Source organism: Ruminococcus sp. D54t1_190329_F1 (genome assembly GCF_015551645.1).
In the GTDB taxonomy this organism is placed as follows: Bacteria; Bacillota; Clostridia; order Lachnospirales; family Lachnospiraceae; genus Blautia_A; species Blautia_A faecis.
The window spans coordinates 1-15,968 of record NZ_JADNDC010000019.1 but is presented as its reverse complement, the minus strand read 5'-3'; the positions used below and the strand labels follow the sequence as shown (position 1 = coordinate 15,968).

The 15,968-nt window shown below is 46.4% G+C and carries 16 protein-coding genes and 1 pseudogene; 16 read left to right on the top strand and 1 reads right to left on the bottom strand.

The features are described 5' to 3' along the window. Window positions 1–602 precede the first annotated feature (602 nt). From ltrA to I2D69_RS10290, 4 genes are all read left to right on the top strand, one after another. Window positions 603–2,489, top strand: coding sequence for a group II intron reverse transcriptase/maturase (gene ltrA / locus I2D69_RS10305; protein WP_062807140.1), 1,887 nt, complete (start codon window positions 603–605; stop codon window positions 2,487–2,489). Window positions 2,490–2,837: 348 nt separating this feature from the next. Then, the gene (locus I2D69_RS10300; protein ID WP_002593556.1) at window positions 2,838–3,110 is read left to right on the top strand and encodes a helix-turn-helix domain-containing protein; all 273 of its coding nucleotides are present in this window, start codon (window positions 2,838–2,840) and stop codon (window positions 3,108–3,110) included. Further along, on the top strand, window positions 3,070–3,447 hold the full coding sequence (locus I2D69_RS10295) for a TnpV protein (RefSeq protein ID WP_005927690.1): 378 nt from the start codon (window positions 3,070–3,072) through the stop codon (window positions 3,445–3,447). Before I2D69_RS10300 ends, I2D69_RS10295 begins: the two co-directional genes overlap by 41 nt. 29 nt (window positions 3,448–3,476) lie before the next feature. Beyond that, entirely contained in the window at window positions 3,477–4,439 is a 963-nt protein-coding gene (locus tag I2D69_RS10290) for a DUF3658 domain-containing protein (protein ID WP_005927687.1), read from the top strand. 61 nt (window positions 4,440–4,500) lie between these two features. Here I2D69_RS10290 and I2D69_RS10285 read toward each other — a convergent pair whose 3' ends face one another. Beyond that, window positions 4,501–5,307 (bottom strand): helix-turn-helix transcriptional regulator, encoded by an 807-nt coding sequence (locus tag I2D69_RS10285; protein ID WP_005924756.1) that lies wholly within the window; start codon window positions 5,305–5,307, stop codon window positions 4,501–4,503. A gap of 483 nt (window positions 5,308–5,790) precedes the next feature. Here I2D69_RS10285 and I2D69_RS10280 point away from each other — a divergent pair, with 483 nt between their 5' ends. The 12 genes and pseudogenes from I2D69_RS10280 (at window position 5,791) to I2D69_RS10225 (ending at window position 15,862) form a co-directional block, all read left to right on the top strand. Next, window positions 5,791–5,979, top strand: a complete 189-nt coding sequence (locus I2D69_RS10280; RefSeq protein WP_117536679.1) for a hypothetical protein — start codon at window positions 5,791–5,793, stop codon at window positions 5,977–5,979. Beyond that, complete coding sequence (locus tag I2D69_RS10275) at window positions 5,976–6,317, top strand: DeoR family transcriptional regulator (RefSeq protein ID WP_005924748.1); 342 nt, start codon at window positions 5,976–5,978, stop codon at window positions 6,315–6,317. Before I2D69_RS10280 ends, I2D69_RS10275 begins: the two co-directional genes overlap by 4 nt. After that, window positions 6,310–6,606, top strand: coding sequence for a DUF3847 domain-containing protein (locus tag I2D69_RS10270; RefSeq protein WP_117628259.1), 297 nt, complete (start codon window positions 6,310–6,312; stop codon window positions 6,604–6,606). The genes I2D69_RS10275 and I2D69_RS10270 overlap by 8 nt, the downstream gene beginning before the upstream one ends. A 345-nt stretch (window positions 6,607–6,951) precedes the next feature. After that, a complete protein-coding gene (locus I2D69_RS10265; protein WP_025544158.1) occupies window positions 6,952–7,800 on the top strand; it encodes a MerR family transcriptional regulator in 849 nt (282 codons plus the stop codon). 109 nt (window positions 7,801–7,909) lie between these two features. After that, the gene (gene mobQ, locus I2D69_RS10260; protein WP_025544159.1) at window positions 7,910–9,484 is read left to right on the top strand and encodes a MobQ family relaxase; all 1,575 of its coding nucleotides are present in this window, start codon (window positions 7,910–7,912) and stop codon (window positions 9,482–9,484) included. A 66-nt stretch (window positions 9,485–9,550) separates the two neighbouring features. Next, window positions 9,551–10,195, top strand: coding sequence for a CHC2 zinc finger domain-containing protein (locus I2D69_RS10255; protein ID WP_025544160.1), 645 nt, complete (start codon window positions 9,551–9,553; stop codon window positions 10,193–10,195). Next, window positions 10,164–11,501, top strand: a complete 1,338-nt coding sequence (locus I2D69_RS10250; RefSeq protein ID WP_008394605.1) for a virulence-associated E family protein — start codon at window positions 10,164–10,166, stop codon at window positions 11,499–11,501. The genes I2D69_RS10255 and I2D69_RS10250 overlap by 32 nt, the downstream gene beginning before the upstream one ends. Before the next feature lie 242 nt (window positions 11,502–11,743). Beyond that, complete coding sequence (locus tag I2D69_RS10245; RefSeq protein WP_002595176.1) at window positions 11,744–11,941, top strand: hypothetical protein; 198 nt, start codon at window positions 11,744–11,746, stop codon at window positions 11,939–11,941. Next, window positions 11,942–13,612, top strand: coding sequence for a recombinase family protein (locus I2D69_RS10240; RefSeq protein ID WP_195379857.1), 1,671 nt, complete (start codon window positions 11,942–11,944; stop codon window positions 13,610–13,612). It begins immediately after the preceding gene. A 90-nt stretch (window positions 13,613–13,702) separates the two neighbouring features. Next, window positions 13,703–13,783: pseudogene (locus I2D69_RS10235) on the top strand (Maff2 family mobile element protein); the annotation flags it as partial. A 148-nt stretch (window positions 13,784–13,931) separates the two neighbouring features. Beyond that, a complete protein-coding gene (locus tag I2D69_RS10230; protein ID WP_195379856.1) occupies window positions 13,932–15,143 on the top strand; it encodes an ATP-binding protein in 1,212 nt (403 codons plus the stop codon). A 347-nt stretch (window positions 15,144–15,490) separates the two neighbouring features. Continuing rightward, window positions 15,491–15,862, top strand: coding sequence for a TnpV protein (locus tag I2D69_RS10225; RefSeq protein ID WP_173769856.1), 372 nt, complete (start codon window positions 15,491–15,493; stop codon window positions 15,860–15,862). Window positions 15,863–15,968 lie beyond the last annotated feature (106 nt).

Genomic DNA, 15,968 nt, shown 5'->3' with positions numbered 1-15,968 from the left:
TGGCGGGGAGCATGCAACGGCTCTCTCCAAAAGTTTATAGAGCTCGGTGAAGTCGGCAGAGAGCAACCGTAAGACTGGTTTTCAGACCAGACACGAAAGCTGTCCAGAGGTGGATGGTGTTGCCTATATGCCGGGGGTCGGATATCCATGGTGAGAATGTATGAAAATACTGACGAAATTCTGAATGTACGAGTCTAAACGTTGATGCTGTCGAAAGGCAGTACACCTTTCATGGTGGTATCTGTGGGCGAGTAAAATTGGTTGTTATGAAAGTCCATGCATCGTTACAGGCGGTGCGGTTATGCATGACCAGATACAGGCTTAGAGGAAGAACCTAAAGATATCCAATGATAGGAATATCGGAACGTGGAAAGCTGGGAACACGGAGGCGGTTGCAAGCCAGTGATGTGGTGGATGGGAATACCTTCGCGAGAGGGCAATAACCATTCTTTATTCCAGTGAGAGTAGTGGCACAGTACCTGTGAAGCCGTGAATAAGTAAGCGGTGGAGGGATAGCCACAAGTCGAATTCAGCAAAGAAAATGAAAACACAACAAACACAGCTTCGAGTATGACAAAGAAAATCCAAACCGAAGGGAGAGGATGCCTGTGTTGACTTCGGGGCAGCAAGAAAGGAAAAGTAAACAGAGAAAAATCCGCAACTCAGAGTATTACGACATGGAAGGTACTCTTGACAGGCTGTATGCAGAAAGTAAGAAAGATAAAACCTTCAACCATCTGACGGAAATCATCGAGAGTGAAGAAAATATCAAGCTTGCATATAGAACGATAAAGAAGAATACAGGAAGTGATACTTCGGGAGTGGATAAAAGGACGATAGCCGACCTCGCAAAGTTAAGCGAGGAAGAATACGTCCATCTCATACGGAAACAATTCAGTAATTATCATCCACGACCCGTAAGGCGAGTGGAGATACCAAAGCCCAATGGAAAGACCAGACCTCTGGGAATCCCAACTATCGTAGATCGGATCGTACAGCAATGTATTTTGCAGGTCATGGAACCGATATGTGAAGCAAAATTCAGTGAGAACTCCAACGGGTTCCGCCCGAACCGTTCCGCTGAGACTGCTATTGCGCAATGCATGAGGCTGATACAGGTACAGCATCTGTACCATGTGGTTGACCTCGATATTAAAGGCTTCTTTGATAATATCAGCCATACAAAGCTGATTCGTCAGATATGGGCATTGGGAATCCGGGACAAAAAGCTGTTATGCATTATAAAAGAGATGCTGAAAGCACCTGTTGTTCTGCCAGATGGGAAGAAAACATATCCCGCACGGGGTACCCCGCAAGGCGGTATTTTGTCGCCATTGCTTGCAAACATCGTATTGAATGAACTGGATTGGTGGATTGCCTCACAATGGGAGGAGATGCCAACAAAAACAAAATTCAAAACGAGGAGCAATGCGCAGGGAACAGAAATTAAGAGCCACGCTTACAGGGCTCTGCGCCGGAGCAGATTAAAAGAGATGCATGCAGTTCGGTACGCAGATGATTTTAAAATTTTCTGCGCAACACATGAGGATGCTGTCAGAGCATACAAGGCAACAGAGTTATGGCTAAAGGACAGGCTGGGACTGGAAATCAGCCCTGACAAATCCAAAGTAGTAAATCTCAAAAGACAGAATTCTGATTTTCTCGGGTTCAAGCTGAAAGTTCGTAAAAAGGATAAGAAATATGTGGTTCGGTCTCATATGAGCGATAAAGCATACAAAAAGGCTCATGAAAAAGTCTCGGAAGAAGTAAAGAAACTGGCTCATTCGTCAGATGATAATGCTCAGTTCATGCAGCTTCAGAAATATAACTCTGTAGTTGCCGGACTTCATGAATACTATTGTATTTCTACAGAAGTATCCCATGACTTCAGCAGACTTGCCTTCAGTATCAACAAACAGCTCAGAAACAGACTGAAAGGAGACTTATCCAAAAAGGGACAGCTCAGAAATGGGTTCATTAAAGAAAAGTATGGAGCAAGCAGACAGATGAGGTTCCTTCATGGACGTCCGGTGGTTCCACTGGGATATGTCCAGTCAAAGAATGCCCAGCATAAAAGGAAATCCATCAATAAATATACGGTCAAAGGTCGGGAACAGATTCATAAGAATCTTGCAATCGACACAGCGACAATGTTATGGCTGATAAGAAATCCTGTAAAGGGCAGAACCATTGAATATGCGGATAACCGTATTTCTTTGTATGCGGCACAGTATGGTAAATGTGCAGTGACAGGAATTCCGATGGATTCCCACGATATTCACTGCCACCATAAAGTGCCGGTTAGCAATGGCGGTTCGGATGAATACGCAAATCTTATTCTTGTCAGCAAAGCGGTTCATATCCTTATCCATGCTTCTTCAGAACTTACGATTGAGAAGTACCTGAAATCCTTAAATCTTGACAATAAACAAATAGAAAAGCTTAACAAACTTCGTATTATGGCAGAAATGCCACCTATTATTCTTTGAATTTAATGCTGTAACGAAGTGTGTAAGTTGTGTTTAAAAGCCCTGGATGGCTGAATTCGATGGAGCGCCGTGTGCGGTGAAAGTCGCATGCACGGTGTGGAGCGGGGGAAAATCCGGAGATAACTTCAAAGGATTACCTATCGCTATCCGGTGCCAAGTCTCAGGGCATGAAACAGTTCATGGCTAATTAGTTGGAACAAAAAACGAAAGGAAGAGCACAATCCAGACGGTATCAGCGGCAGGCTACAAGAATAAATTGTGATTTCACAAGATTGGTGCTATAATAAGAGAAAAGTTCCTGCCGGGGCAGCCGCCCCGGTGGTATGGATAGAAAGGCAGGAAAACAATATGCACATCAGCTATAAACCACTCTGGCACACACTGTTAGAGCGTGATATGAGAAAAGAGGATTTAAGGCTTGCCGCTGGTATGACAACAAATATGATTGCCAACATGAGCAAAGAGGGAAAGCACATCAGCATGGATACATTAGCCCGTATCTGCGAAACGCTGAATTGTGAGATTACCGATGTGATTGAGTTAGTACCAGACGAGCCTGCTTCCACAGGAGGTAAGGAACATGAGCGAATTGAAACCAAGAATAACGGAAAACGGAATTGATTATATCCTTGTCGGAGATTATTACATCCCGGACTTGAAACTGCCGGAGGAACACCGCCCTATCGGAAAGTACGGACGGATGCACCGGGAATATTTAAGGGAAGTCCACCCAGCCAGATTGAATACATTGATACTGACCGGGGAATTGTGGACATATCTTGCAGACCTGAACGAACAGGCACAGGAACGGTTAGACACCATCATGGAGCAGATGAAAACTGCCGAGGGCGTAACCGAGGAATTGAAGCGTACCCACCAAATGGAATGGGTGCAGCGTTGCAATAACATTCATAACCGGGCAGAAGAAATTGTTTTGCATGAGATGATTTATTCATAACGGGAGCAATTAAATCGGAGGTATATAAGATGATTGAAATTGTATTTGGTGAAAGTGCCTGTGGAAGTTTGAAAATTGCCCAAACTTACGGCAAGGGAAAGTATAGAGGAAGTGCTGTTTCAATATTTATGAGGCATGAAGACGGGAGTGTTCCATCTTCAGATGAAATGAAAAAAGCACAGCTTCAAGCACAGGAACAAGAACGCATTGCTTGGGAGAATGCTATTCCATTGGGAGGCAAGAGCTGTGATGTTTATTGTTTTGATATGGCTCTTAGTGTGGGAGATATTTCTGATAATGGAATTGGCGAACAGCGGAAAAATGTTTTCAAGAAAATGCTGTCTGTCTGCTTTGTAGAGGATTTAGATTATCAGGTTGAAGAAAAAATACAGAAAATTAAAACTACATTGACCTCAGTGATTGAACGATATGTAGCTGGGGAAGAAATTCGCATTTGGTATAGCTATAATCCAGATGAGCTTTGTGGTATGTATTGGCTTATGAAACAACTTCAACCCTTAAACTGCCAGACAACAATTTATTTGGTTAAGTTACCTACATGGGAATATGGAAAAGAAAATACTATGACATCCAAAATAGCATGGGGCGAGGTCTCTCCTGGCGAATGGGGAAACTATATAACTCTACAAGAGAAAGCTAATCCTGTATTTCTTTCAGCTTGTGCTATGAAATGGAATCAACTTCAAAATGAAAATGCACCTTTGCGTGCAATGTTAAATGGTAAATTGCAAAGCGTTTCAGAAGATATATATGATAGTTTCATTCTTCGTGAAATTGCGGAACAGCCAGAGCAATTCAAAATGGCTATTGTCATAGGTAATGTTTTAGGAAAATATCAACTTGGAATTAGTGATGTATGGATTTCCAATCGCATTGATAAAATGCTTGAAGATGGTGTGTTGGAAATTATACAGGACGCACCAAAGGGAGAAACAAATTATCGCCGAATATTAAGAAAACGAATGAAGTAATAACCACAGCACAAACCGCTGCTACATGGAATCCAACAAACCATGCAACAGCGGTTTTCCTTTACCGTTTTTTCCTCTGGTTGATAGGCGTTCCCGTTTTCTTTGATTTTTGGAGAATCCGAATAAGCCAGCGAAATTCTTCATCTGACAGATTTTTATAGTTGATACCGAGCTGCTTGCAGTAAAGCACTGCCAGTTTTTCCAAACGGCTGCCCTTGAAATTTTCGACCGCTTCCAGATTTTCTTTCAGTTCATTGGCAACAGTGGTCTGGGGCGCACTCTCACTATCCTTTTTATGGGTTTCCCGAATATCCCGGATAATCAGGTTTAGGTCATCCAGAACCATGTGGCTGAAATATTCATCATCACTGATATGGGCGGCTTGCAGCACTTTCAAATGTGGGTCATCTTCGCCAGGGCGATACCGTTCTATGATTTCATGCCGGACAGTATCGACAAGGGTGTTGAGGTTTTGAATCTGCATGGTGGCAATCCCATCCACATAAATCTCAATGTCCGCAAGAAACTTGATAAAGTCCTTATGGGTGGCAAGTTCGCAGAGCAGACGGTTGTTGATCCGTCCGCTTTTCAGAAGTGCAACCATTTCATCGTTCAAATGCAGCTCCGTCAGTGGCGTGTTGATCTGCTCCCTGTTCTCTGTCCGGCACAGCAGATAATCGACGGAAACCCCATAGAAGTCTGCCAGCGTGATAAGGTTGCCATGATTGATTTCCTTAAAATCTTCTTTTTCATAACTGCCAAGGGCTGATTTAGAAATACCCGTTAGTTTTGATAGTTCTTCCAGATTTAAGCCTTTGTCCTTGCGGAGTTCCCAAAGGCGTTCCTGTATGCTTGTTGCTCCTTTCATGGGCACACGCTCCTTTCCAACGGTTTCATTGCTGCCGCTTATCTGGATTATATCACACTTTCCGTAATCGTGGAAATTTCTGATTTTTACCCTTAATTCCTACTTTGTGGACATACGGCACAGGGCACAAAAATGTTCTATGATACAGGTAGTTCATCGATGGATTATTCCAATCGAATGACCAGCCTGTGTGGGATATGCTTCCCCGGCGATGTAGCGCCATGAATTTTGGCAGGGATATGGAGGAACCCTGACCGAAACGAGCGTACCAAAGGGAGCGATACGCCGCTGTGAGATTCAGGGGAGGAACGACACCGGGGAGAACTGGCGAACTGACACCGAAATGATACCGAAACACGACAATCTGATAGGGGGATAGTCTACCCTATCGCTGATACTTCGGGAGATTTTAAGCGGCTCTATGGCTGTAATTTTGCCGAAAATCGCCCCGAGACCATACACTAAAACGGGAGGAAACACAATATGCCGAGAATGAGCAAAAAGAGGAAGCATGAGCTTTCCTTTTACCTCAATGACCGGGGGCGTGTCACTTACAACGAATTATGCCGGAAATGCCAGCATGGGTGCAAGCAGAGCTTCCGGGCGGTTGTGATTGACTGCCCCTGTTATTTATCCAAACGAGCAAAGAAAAAGGAGGAACACACCGAATGAATTTTGAATTTATGACGATAGACACACCATTACCGCCCTGTATGCCATTTCCCAGAGCGTTGACAGGATTTCCAGTCAGCAGCACCGCAAAGGTCATGTACTGCCGGATGCTGGACGCTATGCTATCCAAAGGGAAGGAGGACGAGAACGGAATCCTGTTTGTCTGCTTCCCCATCACAGCCATTGCCGCAGTCCTGTCCCGCAGCCCCATGACGGTCAAGCGTTCTCTGAATGAACTGGAAACCGCCGGACTTATCATGCGGGTGCGTCAGGGCATTGGAGAACCAAACAGGATTTATGTGCTGATACCGGGAAAGGAGGACGCTGCCCTTGCCTGATACCTCAAAACTGGAAAAGCTCAACCGGGAGTTGGAAAAAAGCGAAAAGAAACTGCGGAAAGCCATCAATGATGAAAAGGCATTGCAGCACCAGTTGAAGCAGCTTACCCGAAAGGAACGGACGCATCGGCTCTGTACTCGTGGCGGTATGCTGGAAAGTTTTCTGCAAGAGCCGGAACGCCTGACAGATGATGATGTCATGCTGCTGTTGAAACTCATTTTTCACAGGCAGGACACGCAGGAACTATTGAAAAAACTGCTGGAACGGGAGAAGCTGGAAACCCCTTAGTTTACTAAGGGCGCAATTATACACCACCCAAAGGTTGGTGCATTGCGTTCTCCGAAGGCTCCTCGCCGGAGGGCTGTGATTTTCCGCAGCCACGGACTGCTCCAAATCAAACAGGGGACGCTACACTTCCCCTGCGCTGGCTTTCGCCAGCTACCCTTTTGTGGACTTGCCATCTGGGGACACCTTGCGTTGCAAGCTGTTCCCAGCCGACAAGTTTTACAGAATCAGTTTTCTGTCTTTTGAGAAGAAATGAAAAATGTTATACTAAAAAATGAAAATGCCTATTGACTCTCACGGAACGTCATAGATTAAAGTTACCTTATCAGGAACAGGAGATCAGCAGCTATGAGGACAGTAAAAGAAATATCAGATTTAACAGGTATCAGCGTTCGCACGCTTCACTATTATGATGAAATCGGGTTGTTAAAGCCAACAGAAAAAAGTGATGCGGGATACCGGCTTTATGACGATAAGGCACTGGAAACATTACAACAGATTTTATTTTTCCGTGAGTTTGATATCTCCTTGAAAGAAATCAAAGCTGTTTTGGACAATCCGGCTCTTGAAAGAAATCAGATTCTACAAGTACAGCGAAAAATGTTGGTAACAAAGAAAGAACGAATGGAACGTCTGATTGCCAGCATTGATGACATTCTGAAAGGAGAGAACAAAATGGATTTTACAATTTTTACCAAAACAGAAGTAGAAGAAATGTTCCAAACCATGCTTGAGCATATGCCGGAGAATATGAGAAACATTGCAATTAAAGAATTTGGTAGCATTGAACAATGGAAAAAGCATTATATGGAAGTCGTATCTTCGGAAGAAATGCAGAAAGGCTATGCAAAGGTAGTTGAATGGTATGGTGGAAAGGACAAGTTTCTGTCTGTTGCCCGAACTCCCGTCAGCAAAGAAGTTGCAGAAAGCTATAACAAACGGATAGAAGCGATTTTGCAAAAACTGATTGCAAAACAGAATTGTGACATAGATTCTTTTGAAGTAAAAGAGCTTGTTGGAGAATATGGCTTTGTTATGAAACAGCTTGCCCAGATAAAAGAAGAAAAAGGCTTTATGATGGCACAGACGCAGTATTACCGCAATGAACAAATCAAACCAATGATAGACGAAAAATACGGTGAAGGGGCTTCTGATTTCTTTGCACAGGCAATAGAAAACTATTATAAAGTTAAGTAATCTTGAATTTTAACTAAATACCCGCCGCCCCCAGCGGCACACCAAGCAGGAAATCTGAAAAAGGTCTCCTGCTTTTTTTATACCTAAAATCGGAAAGGAGGAACACTAAATGCCCTGTCCACACAATCAAATCTCCATCGTCCAGCGTAGCAACCGCCAGTCTGCTGTTGCCGCCGCTGCTTACCAAAGCGGCGAAAAGCTGTTCTGTGAATACGACCAGCAAGTGAAGCACTACCCAGAAAAGCGTGGTATCGTCCATAATGAAATCCTGCTCCCGGCAAATGCCCCGCCAGAGTATGCAGACCGCAATACCTTATGGAACGCCGCCGAAGCTGTTGAGAAGCAATGGAACTCCCAGCTTGCAAGGCGGTGGGTGCTTTCCATTCCCAGAGAGATACCGCCCGACCAGTACGCCGCCCTTGTCCGGGATTTCTGCAATCAGCAGTTTGTTTCCAAAGGAATGTGCGTGGATTTTGCCATCCATGACAAAGGGGACGGAAACCCTCACGCTCATGTCATGCTGACTATGCGGGCAATGGATGAACATGGGAAATGGCTTCCCAAGAGCCGCAAGGTTTATGACCTTGACGAGAACGGGGAACGGATAAAACTTCCGTCCGGCAGATGGAAAAGTCACAAGGAAGATACGGTTGACTGGAACGACCGCAAGTATTGTGAAATCTGGCGGCATGAATGGGAGATCATCCAGAACCGCTATCTGGAAGCCAACAACCGCCCGGAGCGGGTGGATCTCCGTTCTTATGAAAGACAGGGGCTTGATATTATCCCTACCGTCCATGAGGGTGCTGCTGTCCGGCAGATGGAAAAGCGAGGGATTCAGACCAACATCGGAAATCTGAACCGGGAAATCAAAGCCGCCAACAGCCTGATGAAGTCTATCCGGCAGCTTATTAAAAATCTCAAAGGCTGGATTATCGAGCTTAGTGAAAAACGAAAAGAACTGCTTGCGGAAAAAGCTGCGGAGGAAGCGGTATTTCTTCCCAATCTGTTGATGAAGTACATGGAGGTACGAAAGGCAGAACGGAGCGACTGGACACGGGCGGGACAAAACCGTGGAACTTCCAAAGACTTAAAGGCAGTCAGCGAAGCCCTGTCCTATCTTCAGAGAAAGGGACTTTCCACCGTGGAGGATTTGGAAAACTTTATAGAAACGTCCGGGAAATCTGCCGCCGACTACCGAAAGCAGATGAAGCCAAAGGAAACCCGCAGCAACGTGATTGACGCTATCCTTGCCGCCCGGACGGACTGTAAGGAATGTAAGCCCGTTTATGAGAAATACCAGAAGATATTTTTCAAGAAAACTAAGGAAAAATTCAAGCTGGAACACCCGGAGGTTGCCCGGTTTGAGAAAGCCAGTGCCTACCTTGCCAAGCACCCGGATGATAAGGACAGCACGAAAAAGGAGCTTTTGCAGGAACAGGCGAAGCTTGTGGGCGAAATCGCAGACTTGAAAGTACCGTTGACCGAGGTGCAGGAAGATTTGAAGAAGCTGCGGGACATCCGCTACTGGGTACGGAAAGCCACACCCGGCACAGAGGAAAGCAAAGAGCCGCCCAAGAAGCAGCCCCTCAAAGAAGTCTTGCAGGATAAGGCTGACGAGAAGAAAGCACAGAAAAACGCCCCGGCGCAGACGAAACACAAACAACAGGATATGGAACTTTAACAGGCACTTGCCATTTTCAGATTGAGAATGATAAGTGCCTTTTCTTTTTTACAAGGAGGAATTGATTTGAATGTATTTGAAGCTGTGAAGCAGTCCGTTACGACAAGACAGGCTGCGGAGCATTACGGAATCCGGGTAAACAGAAACGGGATGGCTTGCTGCCCGTTCCACAACGATAAGACCCCCAGCATGAAGCTGGACAAGCGTTTCCACTGCTTCGGATGTGGTGCAGATGGGGATGTGATTGATTTTGTAGCTGCCCTGTACGGGCTGGGGAAAAAGGAAGCCGCCGCACAGTTGGCGAGTGACTTCGGGCTTGCCTATGAGGACTGGAAGCCACCGGGCAGGGCAAGGAAGCCCAAGCCCCGGCAGAAATCCCCGGAAGAACAGTTCCGGGAAGCAAAGGCACATTGCTTCCGTGTCCTTGCCGATTATCTACACCTCTTACGGGTATGGAAAACCGACTATGCCCCGCACTCCCCGGAGGAAGCGTTTCATCCCCGGTTCGTGGAAGCCTTGCAGAAGCAAGCCCATGTGGAATATCTGCTGGATGTGCTGCTGTTCGGGGAGACAGAGGAAAAAGCGGTTTTGATTATGGACTACGGAAAGGATGTGATACAGCTTGAACAGCGAATGGCAGAGCTTGCAGCCGCAGACGCAGCAAGAACTAAAAAACACCATGAACGCCATGCAGCCGCCCCAGAGCGTTGAGGAAGTAAAGGCAACTCTGGAAACCACCGAGAAAGGCGGCGTCCGCCAGAGCATACGGAACTGCCTGACCGTATTCCAGCGTGACCCTGTGCTTGCCGGGGCAATCGCCTACAACATCCTGACCGACCGCAAGGACATCATAAAGCCCATCGGTTTTCACAGAGAAAGCACAGCCCTGACCGATACGGACATGAAGTATCTGCTTCTCTATCTGGAGGAAACCTACGGGCTTACCAGTGAGAAAAAGATTGAAACCGCCATCGGGATTGTGGCGAATGAGAATAAGTACCACCCCATCCGGGATTTTCTGAACAGCCTTGCATGGGACGGGACTGAGCGCATCCGCTTCTGTCTGCGGCACTTTCTGGGAGCTGATGTGGACGATTACACCTATGAAGCCTTGAAGCTGTTCATGCTGGGGGCGATTACAAGGGCATTTAAGCCCGGAAGCAAGTTTGAAATCATGCTGTGTCTGGTAGGCGGTCAGGGGGCTGGCAAATCCACCTTCTTCCGGCTGCTGGCAGTCCGGGACGAGTGGTTTTCCGATGATTTGCGGAAGCTGGACGATGATAACGTGTACCGCAAGCTGCAAGGTCACTGGATAATTGAAATGTCGGAAATGATGGCAACCGCCAATGCCAAGAGCATTGAGGAAATCAAGTCCTTTCTAAGCCGCCAGAAAGAGGTTTACAAAATTCCCTATGAAACTCACCCGGCAGACCGCCCCCGTCAATGCGTGTTCGGCGGCACTTCCAACGCCCTTGACTTTCTCCCCCTTGACCGTTCCGGCAACCGCCGATTTATCCCGGTCATGGTGTACCCGGAGCAAGCCGAGGTTCACATTTTGGAGGACGAAGCCGCTTCCAGAGCCTATATCAGCCAGATGTGGGCGGAAGCAATGGAGATTTACCGAAGCGGCATGTTCAAGCTGTCATTCAGCCCAGCCATGCAGCGGTATCTCAAAGAACACCAGCGGGATTTTATGCCGGAGGACACCAAAGCCGGGATGATACAGGCTTACCTTGATAAGTACACCGGGGAAACGGTCTGCTCCAAGCAGCTCTACAAGGAAGCCTTAAACCACACCTTTGATGAGCCGAAGCAATGGGAAATCCGGGAAATCAACGAGATAATGAACCAGTGCATTACCGGGTGGAACTACTTTTCCAATCCGAGGATGTTTGCGGAATACGGCAGACAAAAGGGCTGGGAGCGTGAAATCCCGGCAACGGACACCGACAACCCGCCCGAAAAATCTATGGACGGTTTTGTGGAGGTCACAGAGCAGATGGAGCTTCCATTCTGAAAATGACAGCCCGTTGCCGACTTCGTTGCTATCCCGTTGCCGAGCCGGTTGCCGGGGAAAATCCCTTATTTCCGGGCTTTTTCCCTCTCTGACAACCAAAACAACAGAAAAATAAAAGAAAAGTATAAATAGTAATCAACGCCAGATTGAGATTGTTTGCAAGGTCTTTTGAAGCCCGTTGCCGGACTTCGTTGCCGACCGTTCTCTGTCTGGCTATTTTCATGTATGGAGGATAACTGCCTATGGCGAAAAATAAGACCAAGATTGAAGTGACAACCGTATTTGACGGGGAACTGGACGCCACCGATGTGTTCGTCAGCCTGATTTCCCAGAAATACGGCAAAACAAATACAAAAGAATATCTTGCTAAAAAGAAAGATTTGAAGTATAATGAAGATGAGGTTCAACAGAGCCAGATACCGTCTGGATTGTGTGGGTAAATGGCTATGATGAACGAAATGGAATACAAAACAATCGGTTCAGCACTTGCCGGGGGCTATCGTGCGGCGGTCTATTGCAGGCTGTCAAAGGACGATGACCTGCAAGGCGAAAGTGCCAGTATCGCAAACCAGCGTGATATGCTGGAAAAATACTGCGAAAAGCAGGGATGGGAGGTTGTGGCAGTCTATCAGGACGATGGCTTCACAGGTCTTAATATGGAGCGTCCTGATTTACAGAGAATGTTGAGAGCCATTGAGCGCAGGCAAATCAACCTTGTCATCACGAAAGACCTCAGCCGACTGGGGCGTAACTATTTGCAAACAGGGCATTTGATTGAGGACTTTTTCCCAAGAAACGGTGTCCGCTATATCGCCATGAATGACGGTATCGACACCCTGCGGGATAACAACGACATCGCCCCGTTCAAGAATATCCTGAACGAGATGTACAGCAAGGATATTTCCAAGAAAGTCCATTCCTCTTATCTTCTGAAAGCGCAGAAAGGACAGTTTACCGGGTGTCTTGCCCCGTTTGGGTATCGGAAAGACCCGGAGGACAAAAACCATCTGCTCATTGACGAGGAAACCGCCCCGATTGTGCGGCTGATTTTCGGATATGCCCTAAACGGTCATGGTCCGAACTATATCCGCAGACGGCTGGAGGAAGAAAAAATCCCCTGCCCCACATGGTGGAACCGGGAACGGGGGCTTCGCAATACCCGCACCAAATGGGAAAAGAAAGACCCGGAAAACGGGCGGTATATGTGGGACTTTTCCGTTATCAAAGACCTTTTGATGAATCCCGTTTACACTGGGGCGATTGCTTCCCAGAAAAAGGACTACCGTTTCAAAATCGGCACGATTGGGGAAAAGAAGCCGGAGGACTGGATTGTAGTGGAAGGACAGCATGAACCGCTGATTGACCGCATGAGCTTTGACATTGTGCAGAACAAGCTGAAATCCCGCCAGCGTCCGGGGCAGACCAATGAAATCAGCCTGTTTGCCGGACTGATAAAATGCGGCGAGTGTGGGAAGTCTCTGACGGTACGCTACACAAACGCAAAACATCCCCAGCAGATTTACTCCTGCAAGACCTACAATGCCTTTGGAAAGAACCACTGCACCCAGCACCGGATTGATTATGACACCCTTTACAGTCATGTGCTGCGGAAAATCCGGGAATGTGCCAGAGCTGCCCTGATGGACGGGAAAGCGGTTGCTGACCGCCTGACCAATACCTGTGAAGCCGAGCAGCGGGAACAGCGGGAAGCAATGGAACGCTCCCTTACAAGGGACGAGGAACGGATTGAGGTTCTGGACAAAATGGTAATGCGGCTTTATGAAGATATGATTGCAGGGCGTATCAGTGAGCAGAACTTCAACACCATGCTGGAAAAGACACAGACCGAGCAGACGGAACTTAAAACAAAAGTGTCCGAGGGCAGAAAGCGGCTGTCCGATGAAGTCCAGCTTGCCAATGACGCAAAACAATGGGTGGAAGCCATTCAGGAATACGCCAACATTACAGAACTGGACGCAGCCACCCTCAACCGCTTAATCAAAGAAATCGTCGTGCATGAGCGCATTGACGAAGATAAAACAAGACACATTTCTATCGAAATTCATTTTAATCTCAAACCCATCCCGGAGGTGGAACAGGTCACTGCCTGACCTGTCCCGCCGGGACGGTTCTCTTAAAAACACCATATAGATTTTTTGTACGCCGCCGCCCGCCATCGAGCAGAGTTTTACACCTAATTGGGGATAAAACAGCTGATGGCTGGCGGCGTGGCACTGATCGGCACGACTCTGGTGCCGCTGCTTTCTGGATTTTTTGGTTAAACTACGATATTCTGAAACTGCAAAGAAACAGAATTCGACACCATCCGAAAAAGTCAATGAAAATCAATGTGAGTTGCGGTTTATAATCGCAAAACATATTGATTTTTTTATGTGCTTGCGGTATTATGGAACCATGGAGGTGGTTCCTATGATAGACAGACCGCTCTACGTCGATAAGATTATGGCCTACACCGACACACCTTTTGTAAAAGTGTTGACGGGTGTTCGCCGCTGCGGAAAATCCACAGTCCTTAAAATGATCATGGAGAAGCTGCAACAGGAGCATGGTGTTCCGTCTGAGAGGATTGTCAGCATGCGCTTCGATTCCATGGATTATGAGGATATGACAGCGAAGGATATGTTCAAGGCTGTCAAAGAAAAGCTAAATCCAACGGGGAGAACGTATCTCTTTCTGGATGAGGTTCAGGAAATTGAAGGCTGGGAGAAAGTAGTAAACTCCCTGGCAACGGATTATGATGTTGACCTTTATGTGACAGGCTCCAATTCCAGAATGATGTCTTCGGAAATAGCGACTTACTTGACCGGACGATATGTTTCCTTTTGTATCTATACGCTTTCGTTTCAGGAATATCTGGAATTTAAAAAGCAGTATACACAGGTAAAGGATATCCATGCTGAACTGGCAGACTATATCCGCTTGGGCGGCTTCCCTGCAACGCACCTGCGAGAGTATTCACAGGATGAGGTTTATACGATTGTCCGGGATATCTATAATTCCACGATTTTCTCGGATATCGTAAAGAGAAACCAGATTCGCAAGATCGACCAGCTGGAACGGGTGGTTCGGTACACATTTGCGAATGTGGGAAATTCATTCTCAGCAAAATCAATTTCTGATTATCTGAAATCAGAGCATCGTTCTATCGACAATGAAACGGTGTACAGCTATCTGGAAAAGCTGGAGAAAGCATATCTCCTTCATCGCTGTTCTCGATACGATCTGCGCGGAAAGGAGATTCTGAAAACGCAGGAGAAGTTTTATCTTGCCGATACCGCTTTGCGTTACAGCGTGCTGGGCTACACACCAGACAGCGTCGCTTCCAGTCTGGAAAATGTGGTGTATCTGGAACTTTGCAGACGAGGATATACCGTGACGATTGGAAAAACGCCGGATGGTGAGGTCGATTTTGTGGCGCAGAAGCAGAATGACCGGTTGTATGTGCAGGTCACACAGGAGATTAAATCCGAAAAAACAGAAAAGCGCGAATATGAACGGCTGCTGGAAATCCGGGATAACTATCCGAAGTATGTTTTAAGAACCGATGAATTTGCCGGAGGCAATTACCAGGGCATTAAGAGTATGCACATTGCAGATTTTCTATTGAGCACAGAATATTAACGATGAGGGCGGCGGTGAGCCGCCCTTTTTACATAGCCAGGTTTCTGATTGAAATGGGAGACCTGGCTATTTTTTTGCCCTTTTGCAGGTGCACATGCAGGGGGACATTCACTATTCATCAGCCCATTAGGGCGCATCGTACAAGGAGTTACACATTTATGGCATTTTGCAACAGCGCAGTAACCGTTCTTCAATCACTATTATCGTCAGCGTGTATGTGCTGTGTGTGGCAGTACCTACTGGCCTACACACAGTCAGCAGAAATTCTGTTCAGATGAATGTACAAAGGTAAACCACAACAAAAAATCATTGGAGTTTTACCACAAGAAGCAAAAGGAGAAAACACTATGCAAAGATTTATTACAGACGAAAGAACAGGTATCCGATACGAACTCATCGGAGATTACTATTATCCCTGCCTGATAGTAGAGGAAAGTCCTCCCCTTTCAAAATACGGACGGTTGCGGCAACGATATTTGAGGGAACATAAGCGTGTGCTATATTTTAATCTGCTGACAAGCGGAAAGTTATATGAACACCTTGCCGAAATTGATACTTCGGCTCGTGATATGGCGGAATATCTGATAAAGGAAATGGCAAAGAAGCAGGGTGTAACGGAAGAACTGAAAGCAACGGATATGATGAGATGGATAGGATTGATGAATAACATTCGAGCCTGTGCCGATGAGATTGTATTGAATGATATTGTGTATTCCTAACGGATACCAACCGAAGAAGAACTGCTGTCAAACCGATGGCAGTTTTTCTTTTTCGGCAAGTATTCAAGAAGTCATTAAGTCGTGAGTATAATCGAAGTGGTAGAAA

Excerpts from the sequence above, each read along its gene's own strand:
- I2D69_RS10265 (WP_025544158.1), top strand. The coding sequence starts at position 6,952 with ATGAGGACAGTAAAAGAAATATCAGATTTAACAGGTATCAGCGTTCGC.
- I2D69_RS10225 (WP_173769856.1), top strand. The coding sequence starts at position 15,491 with ATGCAAAGATTTATTACAGACGAAAGAACAGGTATCCGATACGAACTC.
- ltrA (WP_062807140.1), top strand. The coding sequence starts at position 603 with ATGCCTGTGTTGACTTCGGGGCAGCAAGAAAGGAAAAGTAAACAGAGA.
- I2D69_RS10250 (WP_008394605.1), top strand. The coding sequence starts at position 10,164 with ATGAACGCCATGCAGCCGCCCCAGAGCGTTGAGGAAGTAAAGGCAACT.
- I2D69_RS10285 (WP_005924756.1), bottom strand. The coding sequence starts at position 5,307 with ATGAAAGGAGCAACAAGCATACAGGAACGCCTTTGGGAACTCCGCAAG.
- I2D69_RS10300 (WP_002593556.1), top strand. The coding sequence starts at position 2,838 with ATGCACATCAGCTATAAACCACTCTGGCACACACTGTTAGAGCGTGAT.
- I2D69_RS10295 (WP_005927690.1), top strand. The coding sequence starts at position 3,070 with ATGAGCGAATTGAAACCAAGAATAACGGAAAACGGAATTGATTATATC.
- I2D69_RS10245 (WP_002595176.1), top strand. The coding sequence starts at position 11,744 with ATGGCGAAAAATAAGACCAAGATTGAAGTGACAACCGTATTTGACGGG.
- I2D69_RS10240 (WP_195379857.1), top strand. The coding sequence starts at position 11,942 with ATGGCTATGATGAACGAAATGGAATACAAAACAATCGGTTCAGCACTT.
- I2D69_RS10290 (WP_005927687.1), top strand. The coding sequence starts at position 3,477 with ATGATTGAAATTGTATTTGGTGAAAGTGCCTGTGGAAGTTTGAAAATT.
- mobQ (WP_025544159.1), top strand. The coding sequence starts at position 7,910 with ATGCCCTGTCCACACAATCAAATCTCCATCGTCCAGCGTAGCAACCGC.
- I2D69_RS10275 (WP_005924748.1), top strand. The coding sequence starts at position 5,976 with ATGAATTTTGAATTTATGACGATAGACACACCATTACCGCCCTGTATG.
- I2D69_RS10280 (WP_117536679.1), top strand. The coding sequence starts at position 5,791 with ATGCCGAGAATGAGCAAAAAGAGGAAGCATGAGCTTTCCTTTTACCTC.
- I2D69_RS10230 (WP_195379856.1), top strand. The coding sequence starts at position 13,932 with ATGATAGACAGACCGCTCTACGTCGATAAGATTATGGCCTACACCGAC.